Source organism: Streptomyces sp. DH24 (assembly GCF_029813775.1).
Taxonomy (GTDB): domain Bacteria; phylum Actinomycetota; class Actinomycetes; order Streptomycetales; family Streptomycetaceae; genus Streptomyces.
On the sequence record NZ_JARVKW010000006.1, the window covers coordinates 179,042 to 204,906 of the forward strand.

Here is a 25,865-nt window from a genome sequence, read left to right on the forward strand (position 1 = left end):
CTTCGGAAGGCCGGAAGGGTCTCCGGGGGCCTGCGAGCCAGGTGGCTCGAACCCGTGTCAGTCGTGCGCGGGGGCGAGTACCCGTGCCAGTGCCGGTTGCAGATCGCGTACGGCCCGGCTGCTCCGGAACCGGGAGAGTTCCCGCGCGAGACGCCGGACGTCGCTGTTCACCGTCGCCGAGGGCAGGGCCGGCATCACCGCCAGGAGTTCCCCGGCGATCGTGCACGCGTGCTCGACCTCTCCGGAGGCGGCATGGGCCAAGGACCTGCGGAAGCCGTACCGGGCGCGGGTGCGCAGCGCGTGCGGCGGGAGGCGGCGGCACTCCCGGTCGAGGACCTCGGCGGCGGCCTTGGGACGACCGAGGTCGTGCAGGCACCAGCCGGTCGTCATCGCCGCCGGATCGCCCACGTGGCTGGTGCCGATCACGGGTTCGGCGCTGCTGTGGGCGTCGTCGCTGTCGAGTAGTTCTCGCGCCCTGTCGAGGCTGCGGAGGCAGCCGCGTTCGTTACCGGCGATCGCGTGTCCCTGCGCCTCCCGCTGCGCCGCGAGACCCCGGATGCGCGGCGGGAGTCCCTCGCTCTGGGCCCGGCGGGCCAGGGCGACGGTGCCCGCGGCGTCCCCGTCGTAGAACGTGACCAGAGCGCGTCGCACGAGCGCGTAGGAACCGAGGTAGGGATCGCCCCCGGCGCGCGCCAGTTCGGCGGCCTCGGCGGTCCAGGCGAGCGCCGCGCCGTTGTCCCCGGCCTCCTGGGCCATCCATCCCGTGAACTCCGCGAACCGCGACGCGAGCAGGAGCGCGGGGGCCCGGGTGGCGGACGGGGTGCCGGCGGCCAGCCCGGCGACCGTGCGCGTCTGCGTCTCCAGCAGGGGAAGCAGGACCTTCGGCGCGGTGGACTGGCCGAGCTTGCGCAGCTGGTCGAACTGCGTGCGGAAGGAGGGAAGGAGGGGGGCGGCGGCAGAGGACGCCTGACCACCGAGTTTCAGGCCGAGGTCGATCAGCGACCCGGTACCCGCCGCGAGGACCGCCCGGCGCCCGACGAGCCAAGGGCTTGGGGTGGCGGGGGTTTCGGCGGTGTCCGAGTCGGGTTCGGAGTGGACGACCAGGCGCTGCAGCTCGCCGTTCGCGCCGAGGAAGGCGTCACACCGCCGGGCCAGTTCGGGGGACGCGGAACGCTCCCCGCGCTCGACCTTGCTGAGGTACCCCTTGTCGTAGTTGAGCGCCACGGAGAACTCGGTCAGAGTCAGCCCCGCTTCCTGTCGTAAACGGCGAAGTTCCGGGCCGAAACGTAAAGTTGTGCTCATCGTCAACCTCCCCCTTGAACAGCGACCGCGAGAGCCCTGCGCCCTCACGAGGAACTTTTCGTTCGACGTTCACTGACCGGCACGAAGACCGACGGCGAACACCCGTTGTGACGGAGCCGTTTCGCTTCGCATCCGAGAATGAGTTTGACACGAGCTGCGTCTCAGGAATCGGGGTTCGGCGGTGTTGCCCGTTGCCTCTTGTGTTCTCCGTTGTTCTCCATCTGTTGCCGCCGTGCTCAGGCCCCTGCGGCGCGAGTGGCAACGGTGCTCGCCCCGAGCAGCTACTTTCCGGCCAAGGCCCGCAAGCGCGAGAAGCCGCCGCCGAGGCGAAGGCGGCAGGCGCGTACCCGGCATCCGTTCCGCCTGCTCACATGCACACTGGCTCGGTTGGCAGGTCGGCGAGGTAACGGGACCGTTCGGCATCGGTGAAGTCGCGGGCGAGAGCCCGGCAGATATTCCGGATGGCCTGAGCGGGATCGGGGAGCGTCACATTCCACAGGCGGACGGTGCTTGCCGTCTCGGTACTGCCGGGATCGGGTGTGGTGACGGAGACGCTCGCCAGGGTGTTCCCGTCCGGGCTGTATGCCACCGCTGACAGCACTCCGTCATGATCGGTGAGTTCGGCCCGCTGCTGACCCGTGGCCATGTCCCACAGCCGGATCCCGCTGCCGATGGAGTTGGAGGGATAGCTGGTGTCGGGGCTCTCCGTGGCGCCAACACTGGCGAGCGTGTTTCCGTCCGGGCTGAACGCCACCGACGAAACCACCTTGTCGTTGCCGGCGAGGTCGGCCTGCTGCCGCCCTGTGGCCACGTCCCAGAGCCTCACCACTCCACCGGCGGCGTTCGTGATGGCGCCGGCGAGTGTGGTGCCGTCCGGGCTGAACGCCACCGACGACACCTCGCCGTGAGCGGTCAGAGCGGAGCCCTGTTGCCGGCCTGTGGCCACGTCCCACAACCGCACTGTCCGGTTGCCCGCGCTGGCGAGTGTGCTGCCGTCCGGGCTGAACGCCACCAAGTCCACCTGCGTCCCAGGCGGCTTTCCGTGGACGAGTGCGGCACTGCGCTCTTTGCCGTGCGCCACGTCCCACAGCCGTACCCTGCCGTCCTGGCCTCCGCCGGCGAGTGTGGTGCCGTCCGGACTGAACGCAACGGACGTCACGTTGTCGCCGGGACGCGGCAGGAGGCCACCTCGTTGCTCGCGTGTGGACACATCCCACAGCCGTATGCCCTCGTCGGCAACGGCGCCGGCGAGTGTGCTGCCGTCCGGGCTGAACGCCACCGAAGTGACGGGGCCGGTGCGGTCATCCAGGAGGCTGTTTTGGCGTCGGCCGGAAGCCAAGTCCCAGAGATGGACCGCGCTGGCGCCGGTACTGCCGCCGGCGAGCATGTTGCCGTCCGGGCTGAACCCGAGCGAGGACAGTGAGCCGTCGAGAGCGGAGAGGAAGCTGCCTGGTTGCTCGCCGACGTCCACGTTCCACAGTCGGACCGTGCCACCACCTCCACCGGCGAGCGTTTCACCGTCCGGGCTGAACGCCACGGAGGACACCGGACTGCCGTGTACGAGGGTGCTGCCCACTCGTCGGCCGGAAGCGACGTCCCACAGCTGTACCCTGCCGTCGTCACCGCCGCTGGCGAGTGTGGTGCCGTCCGGACTGAACGCCACTGTCCGCACCTTGCCACCGGGGGGCAGAGGGTCATCCCGTTGCCGGCCGGAAGCCACGTCCCACAGCCGTACCCTGCCGTCCTCGCCTCCGCCGGCGAGGGTCTTGCCGTCCGGGCTGAACGCCACCGACGACACCTGGCCGCCGCGATGGGTGAGCGAGCGGTCCCGCTGGCGGCCCGTGGACACGTCCCACAGTCGTATTCTGCCGTCCTCGGGGGAGTCGGCGCTGGTGCTGGCAAGTACCTTCCCGTCCCTGCTGAAGGCCACGGACTGCACCTCGCCGTCGTGGGCGCCGGAGCTACCCCACCCCCTGCCTGAAGCCGTGTCCCAGAACCGCACTCCACCGCCCTGGCCGCCACTGGCGAGGGTCTCTCCGTCCGGACTGAACGCCACCGCCCAGACCCATCCCCCGTCGGTTGCCAGCTCGCGTCGCCACCGGCCCGCGGCCACGTCCCACAGCCGGACCCTGTCGTCGTCACCGCCGACGGCGAGGGTCTTGCCGTCCGGAGCGAACGCCACCGACCGCACCAGGCCCCTGTGAGAGGTGGGGAGACTTTCCTTCCGCTTGCCCGAAGCGACGTCCCACAGCAGCACCTTGCCGTCCTCAGCGCCGACGGCGAGGGTCTTCCCGTCCGGACTGAACGCCACCGACTGCGCCTCACCGCCGTCCGTCCTGAGGAGATGGGCGAGACTGAGGTCGGCGGCGCGCAGGAGGCCGGCACGTGCTTCGACGGTGGGCGAGGTTCGGTATGCCTGGATCGCCATGAGGGAAGCGAGGTCGGGATCGGTGTCCAGCAGTGCCTGGGACTGCGCGGCGAGTTGCCGGGACTGTGCCTGGCGCTGCGCGTCGCGGGCTTCTTGACGCTGCCAGAGGGCCAGGCCGGTGCCGACGAGAGCGAGGGCCAGAAGTCCGGCCAGGAGAATGTTGAGGCGTCGCGTGCGGCGAACGACGGATTGCTGGCGGCGTTCGCTCGCGGTCAGGAAAGCGGTGATCTCGGCGGGAACCGAGCGTTGACGGGCCCAGTCCAGACCTTCTACGAGGGCGGTGCCGACGAGCAGGTCCGCGGGCAGACCGGTGCGGGCGTGACGATTGCACAGTTCGGTTACCTGGCGCAGCCATGTCTGGAAGCGATGGTCGCGCGCCATCCATACACGCAGATCGCTCCAGTCGCGTATGAGCGCGTCGTGAATGAGTTCCGCGACGGGCTCGCCCGAGCGGCCGTCGGGGCCCGGTGTGGTGCTCGTGATGATGATGCGGTCACGGCTCAATGAGGCGATGACTTCGTCGAAGGCGGTACTCGGCGTGGATTCCGCGTCCTTGACGTCATGGGCGAGGATGCGCAGACGGGCAAGGGTGACTTGCTGACGGGTGGCCGGTATGGCACGGGTGTCGTCGGCGGGATGGACCAGCGCGGTGAGGACGCGCTGCGCGATGGGTCGGTGCCCGGCGGGCAGAGCGTTGATGGCGTTGTTGCACCAGGCGGTCAGAGTGCCGGTGACCTCGCCGATGCGCTGGTAGGCGTCGTGCGTGATACGGCCGTGGGTGCGACGTTCCCACAGGTCGGCCAGCGCGAGCTGAAGAGGGGGCAAGAGCGTGGCCGGCGTGCGGCCACGAGGGTCGGCGGCCCGGAAGTCTTCGACGATGCGCTCCGGCAGACCCGCCTCGAAGCGTGCGCCGGCGTCCTGCGCCGGCCGGACGATGATCTCGCGCAGTTCGGAGACGGTGAGCTGGGCGGACATGTCCAGCGACCCCGGCTTGGCCACTTCCAGCAGCTCCGGGCACAGTTCGGCCAGGCGTGGATAGAAGTCGTTCCGCATGACGAGAATGACGCTGAGTACGGGGTGCGCATCGATCGCCGCGATGAGTTCCCCGACGACGGACAGGGGAGTACCGGAACCCCGGTCGTCGGCCACCGGCCGGGTGAGGAGTTCCTCGAACTGGTCGATGACCAGCAGCAACCGGTCTGCCGGCTCCGCCTCCAGACAACGGTCCACCGCCGGGCCAATGCCAGCGGTCGCGGCATCACGCAGGCCGGACCGTTCCAACTCGATCAGAAGGTTCTGACCAGGCCGAGCCAGGAGATGTACCCATCGATCGCTGCCCGGCAGTCCGCCGTCGCGCAGTGCGGGTATCACGCCGGCCCGGACGAGGGAGGACTTCCCCGCTCCGGACGGGCCCAGCACCAGTATCAGCCGGTGGTGGCGCAGGCGCTCCAGCACACCGTGCACCACGGTGCGACGGCCGTGAAACCATTCGGCGTCCCTCTCGGTGAAGGGCGCCAGCCCCCGATACGGGAGCACCTGGCGCTCCGTCAGCCCCGGCACGACCGTCCGTAGCACCTCGGCCGGCGTCGCGTAGGCGATTTCCAGCCCTCGGCCGTGGACGTCCGGGACGGTGATCGCGGAGACCATGCCGATGACCAGGCCGGTCACCTCGTCGACCACCGGCCCGCCGCTGAAGCCTCTCGTCAGGTCATTCGCACCCGTCAGCTGCAGCAGCGCGCCCGTTCCGACGTCGGGCAGCAAGTCACCTGCTGTGCCGTAACCGAAGTGGCCGCCGTCGGGCGCTTGATCAGGGAACCCGAACGAGGAGATCCGGTGCCCCGAACATCCGGCACTCGACCCGAGTGATACGGGGCGGGCCCCGGCGGGCACTCCATCCAGGCGCACAGCGGCGACATCCTCCGCCTCCGGTGGGCGCCACGCTTCGGCCAGGACCGTTCCCTCGGCCAGCGGTGCGGCAGGCAGATGAGGAAAGCGCAGTGCCAGTCGGTCACCGGGGCCGCTGCCAGCTGCGCGCACCACATGAGCGCACGTGATGACGACGTCCCCGCTTCCCAGGAAGCCGGCACCTGCCACCCCACCGTCCGCGGTGACGACTTGCGCCACGGCAGCGGGCACCTCGGAGACTGGAGCTGCGCCGGATCCCGCCGAACCGACCGGGTCATGAGGCCTGTCAGCCCCGGCGGCAGAGAGACCCTCTCCTGCTGGCATCCCCTCGGCTCACACGTCGTCGCTTGCGCTTGCTTCGCTGCGCCACAGTGCCCTGATTCTCAGGTGAGCAGTCGCCTCGCCCTTGTTGACGATCACGCCGACCTGACCCGAGAGACTCAATCCGAACTCGACCTCGACCTCAGCCGGCCCGGCCTCACGCAGTTGCGTCACCACCGTACGTGTCATCTCCCGTACCGGTTCGAGAGCGCCCCGCAACGTCTGCGGCACCCTCCTCGCGGCGTCCGCCATCCTGCCGGCCTTCACAGGTCCGTCCCCGGCGAGGAGGGCGGCCCCTGGCACCACCTCGAACACGATCTCCCCGCCGTCCTCCAACGACAACCTGTCCACGGACTCCATCAACTCGCCTCCTGTGCGGCACTGTTGGTCAACGTACACGCCGCTGTAACCTCTCAGGAGTCCCCAAACAGCCAGGTGTCCGACCCACCGCTCATTTCGCCGGATCGCGGTCGCGACCGCGGTCTGCGGGACCTGCATCCCCAGCTGGACATCAGGCGACGAGGACCGGTGGGACGCCGTTGCAGGAGCGGTGTGTGGCCATGGCCAGAGGAAGCAGTCACTTTCATGTATGGAGTGCGGTCGGCGGAGTTGTCGCGCGGTTGCCTTTCGGCGGACCACCAGCCGAGATCGAGATCAGGCTTCTTCGGCATGGCGGGCGCGGTGGTCCTGGCCACCGTCTTGCTCGTCGCAGGCTGCTCCGATCGGCCGGAGCGGCCGCAACCCACCCCGACTTCAGGGCGTCCCGGCGCGGACCTCCACGGAAAGAGGGTGGCCGATGTCCGAACCTGCAAGAACCAATCCCATCTCAGCTACGCTCCGGGCGACCCGGTACCGGACTCCGTCCGTCTGCCCAGCCCACTGACTCTTCCCCGGGGAGCGGCCGTTGCCGGCCTCCGCGCGGGGCGCGGCAACGCCGTCCACTACATACTGGGTGCGGACACGGGGACCTGTCACTTCGTCCTCGGAGCCAGCAGTATCCACATCTCCCTCGGGCCGACGGACGGCCGTTCGGGAGTGCGGGACGTGTTCTCCCCTGGCGGGTCCGCCTACGCGGCCCGTTATGGGTGCGAGTACCTTCCTGAGGTCGCCCGATTGTCACCGGGCGGGGACTGCACCAAACCCCCAGGTCACGAGGTGACGCCCCTGTCAACCGGCGTCCGCGACCTGCACGCCTCACTTGTCTGGACCCAGCCCAACACCCGCTCGGACGTGTGGGGCGGCGTACCGCCGCGCTACGGCACGTTCGCCTTGTTCGTGTCCGACATGGCACAGGGGCCGGCTGGTAGGTCCATCTCATGCAGCCTCCCGGACCGACAGGGCGACATCTGTACTGCGAGCCTGAGCTATTTCCTCGCACAGGTGGGGGAATCCTCAGGCATGACGGAGGGGGATCGTCGGCGCCTGACTCAGGTCATCCAGACGTTCATCACTCAGCACCAGGCTTGAACCGCCACTCGGGCTGAACGATTCGAGGTGCCAGGGGCCTGGTGAGGACGGCGTGGACGACCGGAGCACCGGCTCGGGCCACCTGGACCACGACGCAGGGTTGGCGTCCCCAGTCACCGCGACAGCGCCGCCAGGCTCAGCAGTAGGTGGGCCGACTCGGGGTGGTCGAAGTCGGAGTGGGCGCCGGCCGGGGCCAGGCGGGTGCGGGTGCCGCCCCGGAACCGGGCGCTGGCGTCCACGTTGACCAGGCGGTGGTCCAGCGTCGAGGGGCGGTAGGGCTCGTGCACGGGCAGCAGCCGGGTGTGGAACTGCGGCACCGGTGCCGCACCCGCCCCCGTGTGGCCGATTCCGGAGGAGCCCTCCGCCCGCAGGTGCCAGAAGCCGGTGGCCCGGTCCCAGCGGGAGTGGGTCAGCACCAGGGGGCCGCGCAGCGGGGCGCCGGACTTCGCGCCGGACGGGAAGAGGGACGGGAAGATCCGGTCGAACGCGTCGCGGGGCGCGGCCATCTGGAAGATGAGCATGCTGTCCACCGTGAAGGGGCGGCCGGGCAGCGCGGGCGTGCTCCATCCCAGGACCCGCGGCGCGTCCGGCGTCGCCGCCCACTGCACGGCCTCGCACAGGAAGCGGCCGCCGAAGGAGTGCCCCACGAGGTGGAGGTACTGGCCGTCGCGGTTGGCGAGCACCGGGGGAGCGGTCGGGTCGCAGCGCTGCGCGTCGAGGTATCCCAGGAGATGGGCGAGGACGTGCGGCGCGTTGCCCCGGCCGGCCGCGCTCATCGCGTGGGCGCGGTCCCGGATGCGGCGGTAGCCGCCGAGCGAGGGCAGGCTCGACGACGGCCAGCGCACGACCACGACCGCCGGCCGGTAGCCCCGGGTCAGCTGCGGATAGCGGTCCGGGTGGGCGGCGCGCAGGTCCAGGGCCCGCGTCAGCAGGGCCGTGGCGCGGCGTTGCGCGGTGGCCGGCGGGGTCTGCCAGCCGTGGACGTAGACATAGATGTCCGTCACCCGGTCCGGGGTGCGGACGTGCTCGGCGAGATGTTCGGCGATCCGATGGCCTGGGACGGGACGGCGGCCGTCGGGCGAGCGGAGCCGTCCTCGTTCGTCGAGGTCAACGGTGGTGAGGTGCACGGTCGGATCTCCAGGACGCTGTCGATGCCGCAGTACAGCAGGTAGGCCAGGGCGAGAGGGTTGTGAAGGTCGTCGAGGAAGTGGCGGGCCAGGTCGCGGCAGATCTCCCCCGCGGTCCGCGATCCCGACAGATAGCGGTCGAGGAACGCGTGCGCGTACTCCGAGGCGAAGACCTGGGGGATCTCGATCTGCGGGCCGAGCACCCCGGTCGCACCGTGCTTGATGAAGGCCCGGCCGAGGTATTCCAGTTCGGCCGTCGCCGCCGGGACTCCCGCGTGACAGGCGTTGAGCAGTACGAACGGCCGGAACACCGACCCCTGCCCGGTGCCGGCCTCCTCCCGGTGCTCGTGGACGCGGTCGGCGTCGATGACCTTGTCGTCGGAGAGGCGGATCCCCACGGTGCGGTGGGCGCCGTACTCGTTGAACGCGCCGTGGCACCAGAAGTACATCAGGTCCTCGTCGAACTCCGCGTCCGCGAGCGACTTCAGCAGGTCGTCGGCGTGGGTGCGCACGGTCAGCCGGGAGCGCCGGCGCAGCAGTGCGGCCACGTCCTCCGAGCGGCCGGCGGCGTCGAGCGCGGTGTCGGTGTTGAGGCTCGTGACCGGCACGGGCCGGGCGGCCGGGGAGTAGACGGGTGCGTACGAGGCCCCGGTCTGGTCGATCTCGTGCCGGTGGCCGAGGAACGCGGGGGTGGCCGAGTCGTCGGTCCGCACGGCGAACATCGGCCAGGGCAGGGACAGGTCCCGTGAGTCGAAGCTGATGCGCAGGCCCTCCCGGCGCAGTTCGCCGAGCAGGAACTCACGGAACCACTCCAGGTCGCGGTCGGCCCCCGAGAGGATCCGCCGCAGCGTGCGGTCCCCGCTCCTGGCCAGGTCCTCGATCATCGGCAGGACGATGTCCCGGGCCGGCCGGAGGTCATGATCGGCGGCGAAGGGGTAGCGCGGCCCGTACGGCATCCCGTCGGCGTCCACGGGCTGGTGGTGGACGAACGCGTGCCACTGACCGCGCAGCCGGTCCGCGAGGTCGCGGATGGCGGTGGCGGAGAGCTGGAGGTCGGCCCGGTGGACACCGGTGCGCGGGGCGCGCCTGCCGTGCGGGACCGCGATCATCTCGACGCGGTCCTCGGCCTTGACGGAGATGATGACGGACAGGTCGATCGGCCGCAGTCCGTGGTCCTCGGGCCATTGGGTGAGGCCGCCGGAAGGGTCGTGCACGACCTCGGTGCTGAGCACGTGGTTCATGGGTCATGGCCTCCCGAGCGGTTCCGGGACCGCGACCGGGAGCGTCGTCTCCACCACTTGCAGCACTGTGCCGTACTCGGGGTCGTACACCCGGAAGCGCAGCCGGTGCTCGCCGGCCTCCCGGGCGGTGAAGTCGAACCGGGCGGGCCGTGCGTCGTCCGTGGAACAGGCGACGGCGGCGGGTTCCAGCGTCGAGGGGGACGCGGACGTGGCGACGACGAGGACCGACACCGGCGCCGTCCTGTCCAGGTCCGCGTCCCGCGGGTCGGTGACGGCCGGCGTGCACTCGATGGTGGTGGTCTCCCCGACGCGTACGACGTCGTCGGCCACGGTCAGCCGGATCCGCCGCGGGGGGCGGGGCGGGCGCGCGGTCCCGCCGCCCTGCGGCGCCGGGGCCGCAGGGGCCGCCGGTGGTGGTGCCGGTGGTGCCGGAGCGGGCGGTGGCACGGCCGGGACGGAGGGTCCTGCGGCGGGAACGACGGGACCTTCGGCCGGGTGGGAGGCACCCATGGCCGAGGCGGAGGGTGGCACGGCAGCCGGGGCGGAGGGTGGCACGGCCGGGGCGGGCGGCGCGGGCGCCGGGGCCGCGCCGGGCCGTGCCGTCGGCCGCTCGGGTTCCGTCGGCCCCGGCGAACCCGTCGGCTTCGTCGACTCTGCCGGTCCCGCCGCATCCGCCGGTCCCGCCGCATCCGCCGGCCTCGGCGGCCTCCCCGATTCCGCCGGGTCTCCCGAATCCCTCGGCCCTGCCGACTCCGCCGATTCCCCCAGCCCAGCCGACCCCGCCGATTCCCTCGGTCCCGCCGGTCCCGTCCGCCCCGTGTCCCCGGGTTGTTCGCCCGGCACCCCGGGCTCTACGGCCTGCGCTCCCGGTTGTTCGCCCGGCACCCCGGGCTCTACGGCCTGCGCTCCCGGCTGTTGGTCCCGCACCCCGGGCTGTTCGGCCTGCGCTCCCGGTTGTTCGCCCCGCACCCCCGAACTGCCCCTCGGCCCCGAACTCCCCGTCGCCCGGGGGAACCCCTCCGCGACCAGAGCGGCCAGCTCGGCGTAGGCCCGCCGGGTGGCGGTCCGCAGCTGGGCCGGGTCGATCTCGGCGCCGGTGGCGAGGTGTTCGTCGAAGGGAACCGTGACGACCCCGCGGCAGCGGCGCGCGAAGTGCTCGACGATGAGGTCGGTCCGGACCGGGGTCGTCCCGGGGTGCGTGGCGGAGAGCACGACGAGGGCGCGCCGGGCCAACTCGCCGTGGCCGTGGTGGGCGAGCCAGCGCAGGGTCACGTCGGCGACCGCCGCGCCGTCCACGCTCGCGGTGGCGACGACCACCAACTGGTCGGTCAGCGCCAGCATTGCGCGCGTGGCCTCCTGCGTCAGGCCGGTGCCCGAGTCGGTGACGACGATCGGGTAGGTGCCGCTCAGGGCGTCGAGGACCCGCTGGTACTGCTGGGCGCCGAAGGGCACCGACGGCGCGGGCGCGACGTCGTGCGCGAGGACCTCCAGGCCGTTGGGGCCGGTCGTGGTGAACCGGCGGAAGTCGTCGTGGCCGTCCATCTCGGGGAGCGCGGCCAGCAGATCCAGGATCGTCGGGCCGGTCCGCCGGCGCACCCGGTGGCCGAGCGTGCCGCCCTCGGGGGAGGCGTCCACGGCGATCACCGGGTCGTCGCGCAGACCGGCCAGGGTGGCACCGAGCACGGCCGCCGTGGTGGTCTTGCCGCTGCCGCCCTTCAGGCTGATCACCGCGACGCGGTGGCTTCCGGCGATGGGGGAGCCGAGCCCCGCGACGGACCGGGGCCGGACATCGGCCGGAGCGCCGCGCCGGGTCAGCAGGCGGCGCAGCCGCGCGGACCAGGGCGGGTCCGCCAGCAACTGCTCGGCGCGGAGCGCGTTCTCCGCCGGTCGGGGTCCGGCACCGGCCGACGGCGGGGACCACAGGTCCGGTCCCGGCCGGTCGGGGCGCGGCCCGCCGACCGCGGGGCAGCGGGCCGCCGCGGCCACGTCCGCCGCCTTGTTCCGCCACTCGGTCAGCTGGTCGCGGATCTCCATGACGGCCGGGTGGGTCGCGTCGAAGGCCTCCACCATGTCGTCGAGGAGTCCGGCGTACGCCGCCGCGGCGCCGGCCGCGTCACCGGCCAGGCCCCGCCAGAGCGCGACGTTGTGGCGGGTCAGGAGCGTGTCCGGGTGGAGGGGGCCGAGCACGCGCAGCCGGTCGGCCAGCAACTCGCCGTAGGCCGCCGCCGCGCGGCCCGGATCGCCGGCGACGCCCTGCCAGCGCGCGTAGTTGTCCCGGACCGTGAACACGTCGGGGTTGTCGGGGCCGAGGACCCGCTCCAGGTCGCGGAGGAGATCTCGGTAGGCGGCCACGGCGCCCGCCGCGTCCTGGGAGGCGCCGCGCAGGCGCGCCTGGTGCCCGCGCGCGGCCAGCGTGTCGGGGTGGTCCGGGCCGAAACGCTGCTCCAGCCGGGGGTGCAGCCAGTCCCAGCGGATACGGGCCGCCCGCACCAGCCCCGCGTCGATGAGGTTGCGGCCCGCCTGGAACAGCACCGGGTGGCACTGGGGCCGCCACAGGGCTTCCCCGGCGTGCCCGGCCAGGATGTCCGTGCCCGACCGCAGGGCCCGGCACAGCGCGGACTGCGGCCGGTCGGACGCCGTACGCCACACCGCGCGCAGCGCCTCGGCGGCGCTCAGGGCCAGCGGGTCGCGTTCCTCGGCGGGCACGGCCCTGCGTACGGCCGTCTGCACCAGGCTGCTGAGCCGGACGACCGGGTCGGCCGTGCCGCTGTCGTGCTCCACCAGGCGCAGGCGGTGCAGGACCCCGAGGGCGTCCAGCACCTCCCGGGGCTCGACGGGTGAGGGCGCCCCGGCGGCCTGTCGTCCACTGCGGCGGGCGAGTTGACCCAGTGCGGGAGGGCTGGTGAGCACCGTGACCGGGACGCCGTGCGGATCGAGTACGGCGGCCAGTTCGAGCAGCGGGCGGGCCAGGCCGGCGCACTGCCGGTCGGCCGTCTCGACCGCCAGCCACCAGCCCGCGACGAGCGCGTTGCGGGTGGGATGGGCCCCGTCCGGGCCGGGCGGCCGGCCGAGACGGTCGCGGTGGGCGGCGCAGCCCCGTCCCGACAGCGCGACGCAGGCCGCCGCGGTGGACAGCGCCAGCGGGTGCCGCGCCAGATCGTCGGCGAGTGCCCTGACCTCGGCGGGGTCGTCCTGGCAGCCGTGGGCGAGGAGTTCACGCGTCAGCTGGTCGGCCGCCTCGTCGGGGAGGTACGGGCCGATCTCGACGCATCCGCTGCCGTCCGGCAGGGCGGAGGCGCGCCGGGTGGTGACCAGGACCCGGCCGTTGAGCCGGGCCGGCGGCCACAGACCGTCCAGGTGGGCGGTGTCCGGCACGCCGTCGAGCACCACGAGCCAGCGCCGGTCGGTCCAGCTCAGCCAGGAGCGGAACGCCTCGGCGGAGCGTTCCGGCTGGGCCGGGTCGTGCTGGGTGGTGACCGCGGCGGCGTCGGCGTAGCCGCAGATCAGCGCGTCGGCGTTCCCGGCGGTCACCCACACCACGAGGTCGGCCGAGCCGTCCCGCACCGCGTGCCGGGCGAGGTGCGCGGCCAGTTGGGTCTTGCCCGTGCCCGCGGGGCCGGTGAGCACCTGGATTCCCGACGGGCCGCCGAGCCGCAGGGCCTCGGCGCGCCGGCGGAACTGCGCGGCCTCGGCGGGGATCCGTCCCACCAGCGTGGCGGGCGTGTCCGGGCCGGCGCCGGACGGGCCCGCACCGCCCGACAGGGGCGGCGCGACGGTGGCGTACGCGCGCCCGCCCAGCCGTGCCAGGTCCGTCAACTGCCGGACGAGCGCGAGGCGTTCGGCGCTCCCGGACTCCTCAAGCAGCAGCTCGAACCGTGTCTGGAGGGCGGTCTCCAAGCGGATGCGCGGTTCGGGGTCGTGCGACTGCCGCAGGCCGGCGGCGCTGAGGTCCAGGCGTCTCAAGTGCTCCTGCTCGGACCGGAGGTCACCCCGGGCGAGGAGGCGTGCCGCCCAGCCGCGCACGAACGTCCACTGCTCGGTGCCCGTCGCATCGGCGACCGCGGCGCCGGCCGCTGCCGCCGCGGCGAGGGAGGCGTCGTCCAGCATTCAGCGAATCCCGCCCTTCGCGCCTCACCACGGCCAACGCTCCTTCCATACAAGCACAACCGGGATCGGCCGCGCGCGGTATGGGGCCCGTTCCCGGTTCGTGGGCATTGCGGTGACTCCGGCGTCGCCGCTGGCACCGTGACCGGCTCCCACGGGTCCTCTACCGTGGCTGCCGAGGGCTCAACAGACCATGGACACAAGGGGGTTCAGTGGAAGCCGAACTGGCTGCGCTGGCGGCGTCCGGGGCCACCACACTGGTGGGACTGATGGTGTCGGAGACCTGGACGCAGGCGCGCGAGCGGGTGGCGCGGTTCTTCGCGCGGGGCGGTGACGGGGAGACGGCCGAGCGGGAACTGAGCGTGGCACAGGGTGAGTTGGTGGCCGCGCGCGGCGCGCAGGACGAGGCCGCCGTCGCCGACATCGAGGCGGAGTGGCGCGTGCGCCTGCGCCGGGCGCTGGAGGCCGACCCCGCGGCGGCGGAGGACCTCAGGTCCCTGCTGGCGGAGCTCGCGCCGGAGGGCGGCGGGGCACCGGCGGCGACGGTCCGCAACAGCGTGAGCGGCGGCACGCAGTACGGGCCGGTGTTCCAGGGGCAGCAGATCACCCTGTCCGGCCTGACGTTCCACAGCTCGGCTCCCCGGGCCCCCGAGGGTGACGCGGAGGGGAGTTGACGCCGGGGCACCGGGGCAGTCGTCTGGCATATGCGTGAGGGATATGCCAATTCTGCGAGTCACTATCATTTTGCAGAGACTCCCAATCTGGCGCTAGCCTCGTCTGCCCGGCTGATCATGGGATTATGTGATCGGCCCTCGGCAACTTGAGGAAGTGCACGTGAACAGTGGCTTTTTGAGGCGGACCGTCATCATCACCTGCTGCACCCCGGCCGTCGCTTACGGGACCGCGGAAGTGCTCCGCTGGATGTGGGTGGTACCGGCGGGCGGGTGAGGACACCGGCCCGGCACGACGCTCAGGGGCCGGCCGCCTCCCGGGGCGTGACGAGCGGTAGCAGCTTGTCCGCCTCGGCGCCGGCCCCGAGCCGCCGGTACAGGTCCGCCGCCTCCACGGCGTACCGGCGGGCCTGTTCCGGCCGGCCGCTGACATGGGCGGTCCACGCCAGCCCCGCCAGCGCGTCCGCGCACCCCATGGGGAAATCGATGCTCCGGGCCACACCGAGAGCCTCCCCGCACCCCTTGTGCGCGGCGTCCAGCCGCCCCGACTCCCGCTGCACGTCCGCCATCGCGAGCAACGCCCGCAGGCGTTCGTAGGGATTGTCGATGTCGGCGGCGACCCGTTCCGCCATGGTCAGGTGCAGCAGCGCCTCGCCCCGCCGCCCGGACCGGGCGTAGGCCGTGCCCATGCTGATCAGCACGTCGGCCACGCCCAGCGCGTCGCCGCTGGCCCGGTGGGCGGCGAGGGCCCGCTGGAAGAAGGCGAGGGCCTGCTCGGTCCGGCCGGTCGCCTGGTGCACGACACCCAGATTGGTGTCCAGGATGGCCAGGTCGTATCGGCCGCCGTGCTGCCGCATCAGGACCTGCGACCGCTCGTAGCAGGCACGGGCCTCCTCGAAGCGCCCCTGGGCGCACAGCAGTTCACCCCGGTTGTTCAGCGCCCGAGCCACACCGTAGGGGTTGGGCAGCGCCTCGTGGATCTCCTGCATGAGCCGCACCCGCCGCTGGGCCTCGTCGTGCCGGCCCGCGTAGACCAGGGCGGCCCCCTGCACGTTGAGGCACTCGGCCTCGCCCGCGCGGTCGCCGACCTCGCGGTACAGCGTCAGCGATTGTTCGAGGTCCTGCATGGCCCGGCCGCCGTGGCCCCCCGCGAGGTGCGCACGGCCCGACTGCAGAAGGGCGTCGGCCCGTCCTCCCGCGTCCCCGAGGTCCCGGTAGAGCGCCAGTGCCTCCGTCGCGCAGCGCAGGGCCTCGCCGTGGTTGAGCTGCGCGAGCAGGTCCGCCCGGTCGGTCAGAGTGCCGGCGAGCGCCGACCGGTCGCCGCGGGCGCGCAGCACCGGCAGGGCCGCGTCGAAGAGTTCCGCCGCGACGTCCAGCGCCCCCCACAGCTTCAGCGTCCTCGCCAGCACACGTGGGAACAGCGCCGCGTACGCCGGGTGTCCGGCGGCGGCCGTACGGGCGGCGGCCAGCAGGTTGGGGCGTTCGACGGTGAGCCACACCGTGGCCTCGTCCTTGTCGGAGAAGGTCAGGGCGTAGCGGGACCGCGTCTGCGGCGTGGGCGGCAGCGGGCGGCGGTGCGGGTGGGCGAGCCGGTCGGCCCGGTGGGCGGTGGTGAGGTGGTGGGCGACGAGGCGGCCGGTCGCCGCGCGCCGGACCTCCTCGGTGTCCGTGTTCCGGCCGACCTGCAGGCCGAAGGCGCGGGTCAGGTCGTGCAGCCGGTAGCGTCCGCGCACCGGTTCCTCCAGCAGGCTGGAGTCCAGCAGTTCCTCGACGCATTTCTCCAGCAGGCCAGGCTCCCCCTCGTGGTCCGGGCCGGCCAGCGCGGCGGCCGCCGGCAGTGTGATGTCCGGGCCGGTGTGCAGTGCGAGGCGGCGGAACAACTGTTGTGCCCGGGGGCTGAGTTCGGCGTAGGAGAAGTGGAACACCGCGGACATCAGCTCATCGAACTCGTGGAGCGGGTCGGCCGCGCGCACCAGCCGGTCGAGCAGGTGCTGAAGGTCCCACGAGTGCCGGTGGCGGAAGCGGCTCGCCAAGAGGTTGAGGGCCAGCGGATGGCAACCGCAGACGTCCACGATCCGCTTTAGGACTTCGTGTGCGCCGGACAGCCGCGCCGCCCCGACGATCCTCGTGAACAGGGCGGCGGCCTCCGCCCGGGACAGCGCCTCCACCGGCAGGAGCGCGGCCCCGTCCAGCCCGGCCAGCCGGCCGCGGGTCGTGACGATGGCCCGGCAGGTGGGCGCCCCGGGCAGCAGGGGCGCGACCTGGGCGGCGTCCCGCGCGTTGTCGAGGACCACGAGCGCCCGGTGCCGGGCGGTCCACTCCCGCCACCTGGCCGCCCGCTCATCGAGCGTGCCCGGCAGTTCGCCGGTGACCCCGGCCGACTGGAGCAGCGTGGCGAGCGCCTCGGCCGGGTCGAGCGGCCGAGGTCCGCCGTAACCGCGCAGGTCCACATAGAACTGCCCGTCCGGATAGGCCTCGCGCAGCCGGTGCGCGGCGTGCAGGGCCAGCGCCGTCTTGCCGATGCCCGGCATGCCGTGGACGACGGTGACCGGCAGGGCGGTCGGAGCGGTGTGGTCGGCCGTGGTGAGCAGGATGCGCAGTTCGGCGGCGCGCCCGGTGAAGTCCCGGATGTCGCGGGGCAGGCAGTTGCGGGGCTCCGGCGTGGGCGTCGTGGCCGTGGGCACGGGTTCGGGCCGCAGCAGGGCGGGGTCCTGTTCGAGCATGCGGAGGTGGAGTTCCTGCAGCTCGGAGCCCGGCTCGATGCCCTGGCTGTCCAGGAGCCCGGTGTGCGTGTCCCGGTAGACCTCCAGCGCCTCGTCGTGCCGCCCCGAGCGGTACAGCGCCAGCATCAGCGAGCCGATCACCCGCTGGGCATACGGGTTCTGCGAGGCCAGTTCGCGCAGCTCGCCGACCAGATCCGCGTGCCGGCCCAACTCCAGTTCCAGGCCGATGCGTTCCTCCCGCACCCGGCGATGGTCCTCGACCAGCCGGGCACGCACCGACTGCGCCCAGGCGCTGTCGGTGAACTCGGGCAGCGGCTCGCCGCGCCAGAGGGACTCGGCGGTGCGCAGCATCGCGACGGCGGCCGTGCGGTCACCCCGGGAGGCCGCGGCCGAGGCGTCCTTGCGCAGTCCCTGGAAGCGCAGCAGATCGATGTGTTCGGGGGCGGCCCGCAACTGGTACAGCCCCGAGGAGGGCCGGTCGATCCGCGCCAGGTCGTCTCCGACCGCCTGCTGCAGCCGCTTGCGCAGCCGGGACACGTAGCTCTGCAGGGTGTCCACGGCCGTCGGCGGCGGCTCCCCGTCCCACAGGCGGTCCAGCAGCGTCTCCACGCCGACCGGTTCTCCCCGGGCGTGGACGAGCACGGCCAGCACGCAGCGCTGTTTTCGTGATCCAAGCGCGTGACGCCGTCCGTCGTGCCACAGTTCAAGAGGTCCCAGAGCAAGAAGGTCCACCATCACCCCCGACGGGCGTGCTTCTTCCTGCCGCCTTCGGCAGTGCCCGCACGTTCGTGCGGCACTCGGTTCACTGTTCTGCGGGTGCAGGGGCGGTGGACAGGGGCGCACCGAAGCGCGGCGGGCGCACGGGCCGTGAGCGGCCGTCCCACCGGAGTGCAGGATTCCTGCAAGCGCGTCGTCCATTCCCCCGGGCATCTCCCCGACAGGCGGCGCAGCAGCGCCGCCGCGAATGTCACGGACGAAGAACCGGGGGAGTTCAAGGATGAGCGTGACAGTGCCCGAACCGCTCTGGCGCCATGTGCCGGTGCGTCTGGACGTCGAGCGGTGGGCAACCCGCCGGACCCGCAAGCGGGTCCTGGTGGTCGTGCACACGGTGATCGCCGGACAGCGACTGCTCGACGCGATACGCCAGTTGGAGGGCGACATCAGGGTGCAGACCTTCTTCACCCAGGCGCCGGACGTGTTCGGCAACGGGGTGGCGGAGTTCCTGGAACGACTGGGGGGCCTGGTGCTGCCGTGGAGCCAGGCCGTGCAGACGACCTTCGACCTGGCCCTGGCCGCCAGCTACGGCGGCCTCCACGAACTGCACGCGCCCGTGGTCGTGCTGCCGCACGGCGCGGGACACAACAAGGTGACCCCGGCCGGGCAGAGCGGCCGGGCGGTGGCGCAGCGGGGCGTGTACGGGCTCAGCAGGCAGCGGCTGGTGCGGGACGGCGCGGTGGTCCCGGAGGTGATCGTGCTGGCCCACCACGAGGAACTGACCAGGCTGGGCCACGAATGCCCCGAGGCCCTGCCGGCGGCGGAGGTGGTGGGCGACCCGTGCTTCGACCGCATCGCCGCCAGCGTCTCCTCCCGGGCGCTGTACCGGGAGGCGCTGGGTGCGGGGGCGGGGCAGCGCCTGGTCCTGGTCTGCTCCACCTGGGGAACCGACTCCCTGCTGGGGCAGGGCTGGGAGATCCTGGAACGCCTGGTCGCCGAGCTGCCCGCCGACGAGTACCGGATCGCCGCGCTCCTGCATCCGCACATCTGGAACGCGCACGGCTACTGGCAGGTCCGCGCCTGGCTCGCCGAACTGGCCCGCGCGGGACTGGTCCTGGTCAGCCCGTACGCCGACTGGACCGGGGCCGTCGTCGCCGCCGACTACGTGGTGGGCGACCACGGTTCGGTCTCGCTCTACGGCGCCATGACCGGCGTGCCCGTGCTCATGGCCGGGCGGCCCGACGCCGACGTCGACCCGGGCTCGCCGCTGGCCGAGCTGATGTCGTTCGCGCCGCGGCTGCGCGGGGACCGGCCGCTGTACCACCAGCTCAGGCGGAGCGCCGCGGCCTGCGGTGCGCACCGCTACGAGCGGGTCGCCGCGCGCATCACGTCGGAACCTGGCCAGTTCTCCCACAAGATGCGCGCCCTGCTCTACCGCAAGCTCCGGCTGCGCGCGCCCCGCAGGCGGACGACCACCGAACCGGCGAGCCTGCCCCGCACCGTCCGTTACGACGCGCCGGGCAGCGTGGCGGCGGCGCCGTGGTGATGCCGGCGGCGGTGCCCCGGGGCACGGGGCCGGGCGGCCCGCTGCGCCGTGTCCGTACGGTGCTGCTGGACCCGGTCACCGGGAACGTGGCCGTGGACGAGCACGTCAGGGCCAGGCTGACCGCGGGGGAGGAGGACCGGGCGCTGCTGGGCGACGTGCTGGTCGAGTACGGAACGGGAGCGCCGAGGGCCGCCGAGGTGGCGGTCGCCCATCCCGGCGCTCTGGTCGTGGCGGTCCATCAGGGCGCCCGCTGCTGGATCCGGCTGAGCCCGGACGGCACCGTGCTCGAACTCGAAGCCGGCGGCGGACCGGCACCCCACGAGGAGCTGTGGGAGGGCGTCGCCTCGCTGGCGCACTCCTGGCTGGCGGCCGGGCGGTCCGGCGCGGCCCTGCGGCACGTGTGCCTCTTCCTGGTTCACGTCCCGCACCCGCCGCCGTCCAGCCGCGTCAGCCGCTGCCGCGCGGCCTCCGCCTCGTCCGACCGGGACCTGCCCACGGAGGAGTAGAGATCCAGCGCCTCCCGGCAGCGGTCGAGCGCGAGCCGCTGCCGGCCGCGCCGCTCGGCGACCTCGGCCAGGCTCCCGAGGGCGCGGGCCGCCTCGTAGTTCGCGGCCATGGCGCGCAGCGTCGCCAGGGCGGAGGACAACAGCTCCTCCGCCTCGTCCAACCGGTCCAGAGCGAGATGCGCGCGGCCCAGGGCCAGGGCCGCGCGTGCGGTGTTGTACGTGTCGCCCGCGTCGTGCAGCGTCCTGCGGGCGGCAGCGGCCTGGTCGACCGCCTCTGCGGCGCGCCCGGCGGCGAGGGCGACGTCGGCGAGGTTCAGCCGGGCCAGCCCGCCGGCCCGTTCGTCCCCGCACGCCGGGAGTTCCGTCGCGGCGCGCCCGAAGAGGTCGGCGGCCTCGTCCAGGCGGCCCAGCCGTTGGAGCGCGAGCCCCCGGTAGTTGAGGGTGCGGGCCCGGCCGAGCCGGTCGCCGCTGTCCAGGAAGAGCCGCGCCGCGCGTTCGAACATGCGCAGGGCGCGGTCGTGGGTCCCGGCGCCGAGCTCCCCGACCCCGCCGGAGGTGAGCATCCGGCACTCGGCCGCCACGTCCCCCAACTCCCCGGCCGCCGCGAGCCCTTCCTCGTGGGCGGCGCGCCAGTCGTCGTAGAACTTGCGCCGCAGGAACAGCGGCCACAGGGCGTCGGCGAGCTGCCAGCCGACGGTCGGGAAGCCCTCGGCGCGGGCCCGGCGGATCACCGCCATCAGGTTGGGCAGCTCCCGCTCCAGCCAGTTCAGGGCGGCCTCGGCGTCGTCCCCGACATCGGCGGCGACCACCGGCTCCGCGGCGTAGTCCCGGGCCATCGTCCGGTGCTGGGGGTCGATGATCTCCTCGGCGCGGGTCGCGCCGGCGAGGTAGTGATCGGCCATGCGGCGCAGGGCCCGCGCGCGCTCCTGCGGCGGCTCGTCCTCGTCCGCCTTGGCGACGGCGTGCAGGCGCACCAGATCGTGGAAGCGGTGGCGCTCCTCGCCGGCGGCGAAGAGCAGGCTCGCGTCGTGCAGCGTCTCCAGCAGCCGCTCCGCGTTCCCCTCCGACCCGAGCAGCGCCGCGGCGACCGGGCCCCCGAACTCCGGGCCGGGATGCAGCCCCAGCAGCCGGTAGAGCCGGGCGGCCGGGGCGGGCAGTGCCTCGTAGGACAGGTCGAGGGCCGCCCGCACGCTGTGGTCGCCGTCGATGGCCAAGGCCTCCAGCCGGTCGTGCTCCTCGGCGAGCGCCCGGACCATCGTGGTGATGCGCCGCTCCGGTCGCGCCGCGAGGCGGGCACCGGCGACCCGGACGGCCAGGGGCAGCCCGGCGCACAGTTCGACCAGGGCGCGCGCGTCGTCGGGCTGTGCGGCGACCCGGCCGTCGGAGAGGGTGTCCGCGAGCAGTTCCACGGCCGCCTCGTGGTCGAGCGGCTCCAGGTGCACGGGGTAGCAGCCGTCGACGGTCAGCCCCGGCATACGCCGGCGGCTGGTCACCGCCGTCACACTGCCGCCCGCGGGCAGCAGGGGCCGCACCTGGGCGGCGGACACGGCGTCGTCGAGCAGCACCACGAGAGGCCGGTCGGCGGTCAACGACCGGTACAGCGCGACCCGTTCGGCGAGCGTCGCGGGTACCTGCGGCGCCGGCACCCCGAGAGCGCGCAGGAAGCGGGCGAGCACCTCCGGCGGGGACGCCGGTCCGGCGGGTGACTGGTCCCCCAGATCGGCGTAGAGCTGCCCGCCCGGGAACCGCGGGCGCAGCGCGTGCAGCCATTTCAGCGCGACGGCCGTCTTGCCGACCCCGCCCAGCCCGCTCAGCGCGGCCAGCGCGGGCCGCCCCGCCCGCTCGGCCCCGGCCCGGTGCCGCTCCAGGGCGGCCAGCTCCCGTGCCCGGTCGACCACGCGCACGGTCGCCGGCAGCTGCCAGGGCGTCTGCCTGGCGGAGCCGGCCTCGACCCCGATGCGTATCCCGCCGTAGACCGTGCCCGCCTGGATGGCCGGGCCGTGCACCGTGCCGCTCAACTCGTTGTGGGACTCCAGCTCGTGGCGCCGCACCCGTCCCCCCAAACGTGTGTAAGTACCCACTCTCAGGAGAGATCCTTTCCGCACACCTGCTCGATATCCATGGATCGCGGAAATGACCGCCCCGCACCGGAGGCCAACCCGGTGAGCATGCCGGGAGACTATGCCAGTGGCGTGCGCGGAGGGGCGGGCTCGCGGGATGTCCGACCCGATCGGGTGGCCGGCGCGGCGGGCCGCTCCTCGTCCGGTGCGCTCCTGATGCGGCCGGTGTCCGTGGGCAGTGGGACGATGCCGGGAGCAGGTGGGGCACCGGGGAGCGAGGCGGAGCGGATGGGGCGGGACGAGCGCGAGGCCGTGGCGCGGGGGATGCGGCTGGCCGAGGCCGCCGGGCGGGTTCGCGGGGATCACGAACGGGCCCTGGGCGACGTGCGGGAGGCGCTGCGGCCGCTGCACGACCGGCTGGCCGAGGAGGAGCTCGGCCGGATCCCCGTCGCACGGCTGAGGGACGTCACCGAGGGCCGGCTGCGGCTCGGGGAGCTGGAGAAGGGCGGCTTCGGGACCGTACGGGACGTGCTGGACGCCGGGACGTACCGGCTGCGGCAGACGCCCGGCGTCGGGCAGCGCACCGCCGACCAGGCGGTCGCGGCGGCCCGGCAGATCGCCGACGCGGTACGCGACTCCGTCGCCGTGCGCATCGACGTCGACCACCCCGAGCCGCGCACCACCGCCCTCGTCGTCGCCCTGCACGTCCTGGTCGAGGCCGGCGCCCAGGCGCGGCGCGCCGCCGAGACCGGTGCGGCGCTGGCGGCGCGGCTCGCCCCGCTGCTGGCCGACGCCCTGCCGCTCGCCGGGCGCTGGCGGACGCTGGTCGCCGGGCGGGAGAAACGGGAGCGGGCGCAGGCGGCCGTCGCGGAACTGCGGCGGATCAGCGAGGAGGCCGAACGGGACGGCGTGCCCGAGCAGTTGGCGCAGGCCTCCGTCGACCTGCTGCGCCGGCCCGACGGCGACCTCGCCGCCTGGGTCGACTTCGAACTGCGCTCCGCCGAGTACTACAGCCTCCTCGCGGAGATCTCCGGCCGGGGCCCCGACACCGCGGCGGCCGAGGGCTTCCTGCCCGACGACGTCGCCGAACGGGTGCGGGAACAGCGCCTGGACGACGCGCACTGCTCGGTCTCCCTGCGCGGCTACCAGGCCTTCGGCGCCCGTTTCGCGCTCGCCCAGCGCCGGGTCCTGCTCGGCGACGAGATGGGGCTCGGCAAGACCGTGCAGGCCATCGCCGCGCTCGCGCACCTCGCGGCGGAGGGCCGCAGCCACTTCATGGTCGTGTGCCCGGCGAGCGTCCTGATCAACTGGACCCGGGAGATCGAGACCCGCAGCACCCTGCGGGCCATGCCGCTGCACGGGCCCGACCGGCAGGAGGCGTTCGCCGACTGGAAGGGGCGCGGCGGCGTCGCCATCACCACCTTCGACGCGCTGCGCGGCTTCCCGACGCCCGGCGGCGGCGAGATCGGCATGCTCGTCGTGGACGAGGCGCACTACGTCAAGAACCCCGAGACCCGGCGGTCCGCAGCCGTCACCGCGTGGGCCGGGCACTGCGAGCGGGTGCTGTTCCTGACCGGCACACCGATGGAGAACCGGGTCGCCGAGTTCCGCAACCTCGTACGCATCCTGCGGCCCGACTTCGCCGACGCCGTGGACGACCAGGACTCGCTGGCCGGGTCCAAGGCGTTCCGCAAGGCCGTCGCGCCCGTCTACCTGCGCCGCAACCAGCAGGACGTGCTCACCGAACTCCCCGTCCTGCAGCACACGGACGAGTGGGAGGAGCTCAGCGCCGCGGACGAGGAGGCGTACCGGGAGGCGGTGCGCGCCGGGAACTTCATGGCGATGCGCCGTGCCGCCTACGCCCGTCCGGAGCGGTCGGCGAAGCTCGGGCGGCTGCGGGAACTGGTCGAGGAGTCGGCCCAGAACGGCCTGAAAGTGGTCGTCTTCTCGGCCTTCCGGGACGTCCTGGACGCCGTCCGGAACGCGCTCGACGCGGGCTCCGGGCGGCTGCACGGGCCGATCACCGGCAGCGTGCCGCCCGCGCGGCGCCAGCAACTGGTGGACGAGTTCTCCGCCGCCGACGGCCACGCGGTGCTGCTCGCGCAGATCGAGGCGGGCGGCGTCGGGCTCAACATGCAGGCCGCGTCCGTCGTCATCCTCTGCGAGCCGCAGATCAAGCCGACCATCGAGCACCAGGCCGTGGCCCGCGCCCACCGCATGGGCCAGGTCCGCTCCGTGCAGGTGCACCGGCTGCTCGCCACGGGCGGCGTCGACGAGCGGATGGTGCGGATGCTGGAGAACAAGACCCGCCTCTTCGACGCCTACGCCCGCCGCAGCGCGGTGGCCGAGTCCACGCCGGACGCGGTCGACGTCTCGGACGTCTCCCTGGCCCGCCGGATCGTGGAGGAGGAACAGGCCCGGCTGGGGGTGACCGGGGCGGTACCGGCACAGGACACGGCCGGCTGAGGACGGCCCCGGCTCCGCGGCTCGCGCCCGCCGCTCGCGGCGTGCGGCGCTCGTCGACGCGCTCACCGCCGTCACCGAGGCCCCGGGGGCCGGCCGGCGGTCCCACAGCAACCCGGCGCCACGGTCGACCGGACGCCGGACGGGTCGCGCGGGGCGCGGTCGACCGGACGCCGGGTGGCTCGCGCGGGGCACGGTCCGCCGAGTGCCGGTCCGCTTCCGTGGGCCGTGCGGGGCAGCCCCCGAGCGCCGGTCCGCCTCCCTCGGCCGCGCAGGGCAGTCAGCCGAGCGTTGGCCGCCCCCGCCGCCCCCCCGCAGGGCGCCTCACCCTGCCGTCGGCCCGCGCCCTCCTGTCGCCGTCCGGCACGCCTCGGCGTAGGCCCGTACCAGTGGGCTGTGCGCGTCCTGCCGGCGCCAGGCGAGGGCGTAGCGGCTCGGGGCGAGGCCGCGGACCGGGCGGGTCACCACGCCGCCGAGGGTGATCAGCGGGGCGTTGCCCGCCGCGACCAGGCACACCCCCAGCCCCGCGACCAGCGCCTCGTACGTCTCCTCCGTGCCGGCGACCTCCGCCCCGACACGCGGCTCGCGCCCGCCGCGCGCGTCGAGGGCCAGCCAGTGGCCCCGCAGCACCCCGGCGCTGCCCGGCAGCGCGAGGAACGGCTCGTCGAGGAGGTCGGCGAAGTCGATCCCGGGCCGGGAGGCGAGCGGGTGGTCCTCGGGGAGGGCGACGAGGCGCGGTTCCTCGGCGACCACCGTCCACTCGTAGCGCTCCGGGTCCGGCAGCGGCAGCCAGACGAAGGCGACGTCGGCGTGCCCGTTCGCGAGGCCCGCCGTGGGGTCCTCCCAGCTCACCTGCCGCAGCCGCGGCACCGCCTCCGGACAGGCGGCCGAGAACCGCGACCGCACGGCGGGCAGCAGCCCTCCGCGGCCGGGGCTGGTGCTCATGCCGACGACCAGCGTGCCGCGCTCCGCCGCCCGGGCCGCCGCCACGGCCGCAGCGCCCTCCCGCCAGGCGTCCAGTACCCGCCGGGCGTGCGGCAGGAGCGCGCCGCCGGCCGCGGTGAGGGACACGCCGGACGGGTCGCGCCGGAACAGCGTGACTCCCAACTGCCGCTCCAGCGCCCGTACTTGCTTGCTGAGCGCGGGCTGGGACACGTACAGCCGCTCGGCCGCGCGCGTGAAGTGCAACTCCTCGGCCACGGTCAGGAAGTAGCGCAGGTCCCGCACATGAACGTCAGTCGTCATAACCATCGGTTATCAGTCAGGGTCTTGGACGGGCAACTGCCC

13 protein-coding genes are annotated in these 25,865 nt (G+C 73.6%); 4 read left to right on the top strand and 9 right to left on the bottom strand.

The genetic code is table 11. From position 1 onward, the window contains the following. Positions 1 to 57: 57 nt before the first annotated feature. The 6 genes from QC282_RS07200 to QC282_RS07225 all read right to left on the bottom strand — a co-directional run bounded on the left by QC282_RS07200 (position 58) and on the right by QC282_RS07225 (position 13,898). Positions 58 to 1,302, bottom strand: a complete 1,245-nt coding sequence (locus tag QC282_RS07200) for a helix-turn-helix transcriptional regulator (RefSeq protein ID WP_279548370.1) — start codon at positions 1,300 to 1,302, stop codon at positions 58 to 60. Between the two features lie 367 nt (positions 1,303 to 1,669). Continuing rightward, the gene (locus tag QC282_RS07205) at positions 1,670 to 5,866 is read right to left on the bottom strand and encodes a trypsin-like peptidase domain-containing protein (protein ID WP_336621063.1); all 4,197 of its coding nucleotides are present in this window, start codon (positions 5,864 to 5,866) and stop codon (positions 1,670 to 1,672) included. A 102-nt stretch (positions 5,867 to 5,968) separates the two neighbouring features. After that, a complete protein-coding gene (locus QC282_RS07210) occupies positions 5,969 to 6,316 on the bottom strand; it encodes a CU044_2847 family protein (protein ID WP_279548372.1) in 348 nt (115 codons plus the stop codon). Positions 6,317 to 7,536: 1,220 nt separating this feature from the next. After that, positions 7,537 to 8,427, bottom strand: coding sequence for a hypothetical protein (locus QC282_RS07215; protein WP_279548373.1), 891 nt, complete (start codon positions 8,425 to 8,427; stop codon positions 7,537 to 7,539). Then, the gene (locus QC282_RS07220) at positions 8,424 to 9,791 is read right to left on the bottom strand and encodes a CHAT domain-containing protein (RefSeq protein ID WP_279548374.1); all 1,368 of its coding nucleotides are present in this window, start codon (positions 9,789 to 9,791) and stop codon (positions 8,424 to 8,426) included. Before QC282_RS07220 ends, QC282_RS07215 begins: the two co-directional genes overlap by 4 nt. A 3-nt stretch (positions 9,792 to 9,794) precedes the next feature. After that, complete coding sequence (locus tag QC282_RS07225; RefSeq protein WP_279548375.1) at positions 9,795 to 13,898, bottom strand: NB-ARC domain-containing protein; 4,104 nt, start codon at positions 13,896 to 13,898, stop codon at positions 9,795 to 9,797. A gap of 209 nt (positions 13,899 to 14,107) precedes the next feature. On the opposite strand from QC282_RS07225, the gene QC282_RS07230 reads away from it, so the two are divergent. Continuing rightward, positions 14,108 to 14,569 carry a hypothetical protein gene (locus QC282_RS07230; RefSeq protein WP_279548376.1) on the top strand — a complete coding sequence of 154 codons (462 nt, stop codon included), beginning with the start codon at positions 14,108 to 14,110 and terminating at the stop codon, positions 14,567 to 14,569. 296 nt (positions 14,570 to 14,865) lie between these two features. On the opposite strand, the gene QC282_RS07235 is transcribed toward QC282_RS07230, so the two are convergent. Then, the gene (locus tag QC282_RS07235; RefSeq protein ID WP_279548377.1) at positions 14,866 to 18,024 is read right to left on the bottom strand and encodes a BTAD domain-containing putative transcriptional regulator; all 3,159 of its coding nucleotides are present in this window, start codon (positions 18,022 to 18,024) and stop codon (positions 14,866 to 14,868) included. Between the two features lie 262 nt (positions 18,025 to 18,286). Between QC282_RS07235 and QC282_RS07240 the strand changes: the two genes are divergently transcribed. Further along, positions 18,287 to 19,549, top strand: a complete 1,263-nt coding sequence (locus QC282_RS07240) for a hypothetical protein (RefSeq protein WP_279548378.1) — start codon at positions 18,287 to 18,289, stop codon at positions 19,547 to 19,549. Between the two features lie 11 nt (positions 19,550 to 19,560). Continuing rightward, positions 19,561 to 20,055 carry a hypothetical protein gene (locus QC282_RS07245; RefSeq protein ID WP_279548379.1) on the top strand — a complete coding sequence of 165 codons (495 nt, stop codon included), beginning with the start codon at positions 19,561 to 19,563 and terminating at the stop codon, positions 20,053 to 20,055. Here the strand turns inward: QC282_RS07245 and QC282_RS07250 are convergent. After that, positions 19,965 to 22,106 (bottom strand): tetratricopeptide repeat protein, encoded by a 2,142-nt coding sequence (locus tag QC282_RS07250; RefSeq protein ID WP_279548440.1) that lies wholly within the window; start codon positions 22,104 to 22,106, stop codon positions 19,965 to 19,967. The two genes, QC282_RS07245 and QC282_RS07250, sit on opposite strands and share 91 nt — an antisense overlap. A 297-nt stretch (positions 22,107 to 22,403) precedes the next feature. On the opposite strand from QC282_RS07250, the gene QC282_RS07255 reads away from it, so the two are divergent. Beyond that, positions 22,404 to 24,581, top strand: a complete 2,178-nt coding sequence (locus tag QC282_RS07255; RefSeq protein ID WP_279548380.1) for a DEAD/DEAH box helicase — start codon at positions 22,404 to 22,406, stop codon at positions 24,579 to 24,581. A gap of 321 nt (positions 24,582 to 24,902) precedes the next feature. Here the strand turns inward: QC282_RS07255 and QC282_RS07260 are convergent, their stop codons facing one another. Then, positions 24,903 to 25,829, bottom strand: coding sequence for a LysR family transcriptional regulator (locus QC282_RS07260; protein ID WP_279548381.1), 927 nt, complete (start codon positions 25,827 to 25,829; stop codon positions 24,903 to 24,905). Positions 25,830 to 25,865 lie beyond the last annotated feature (36 nt).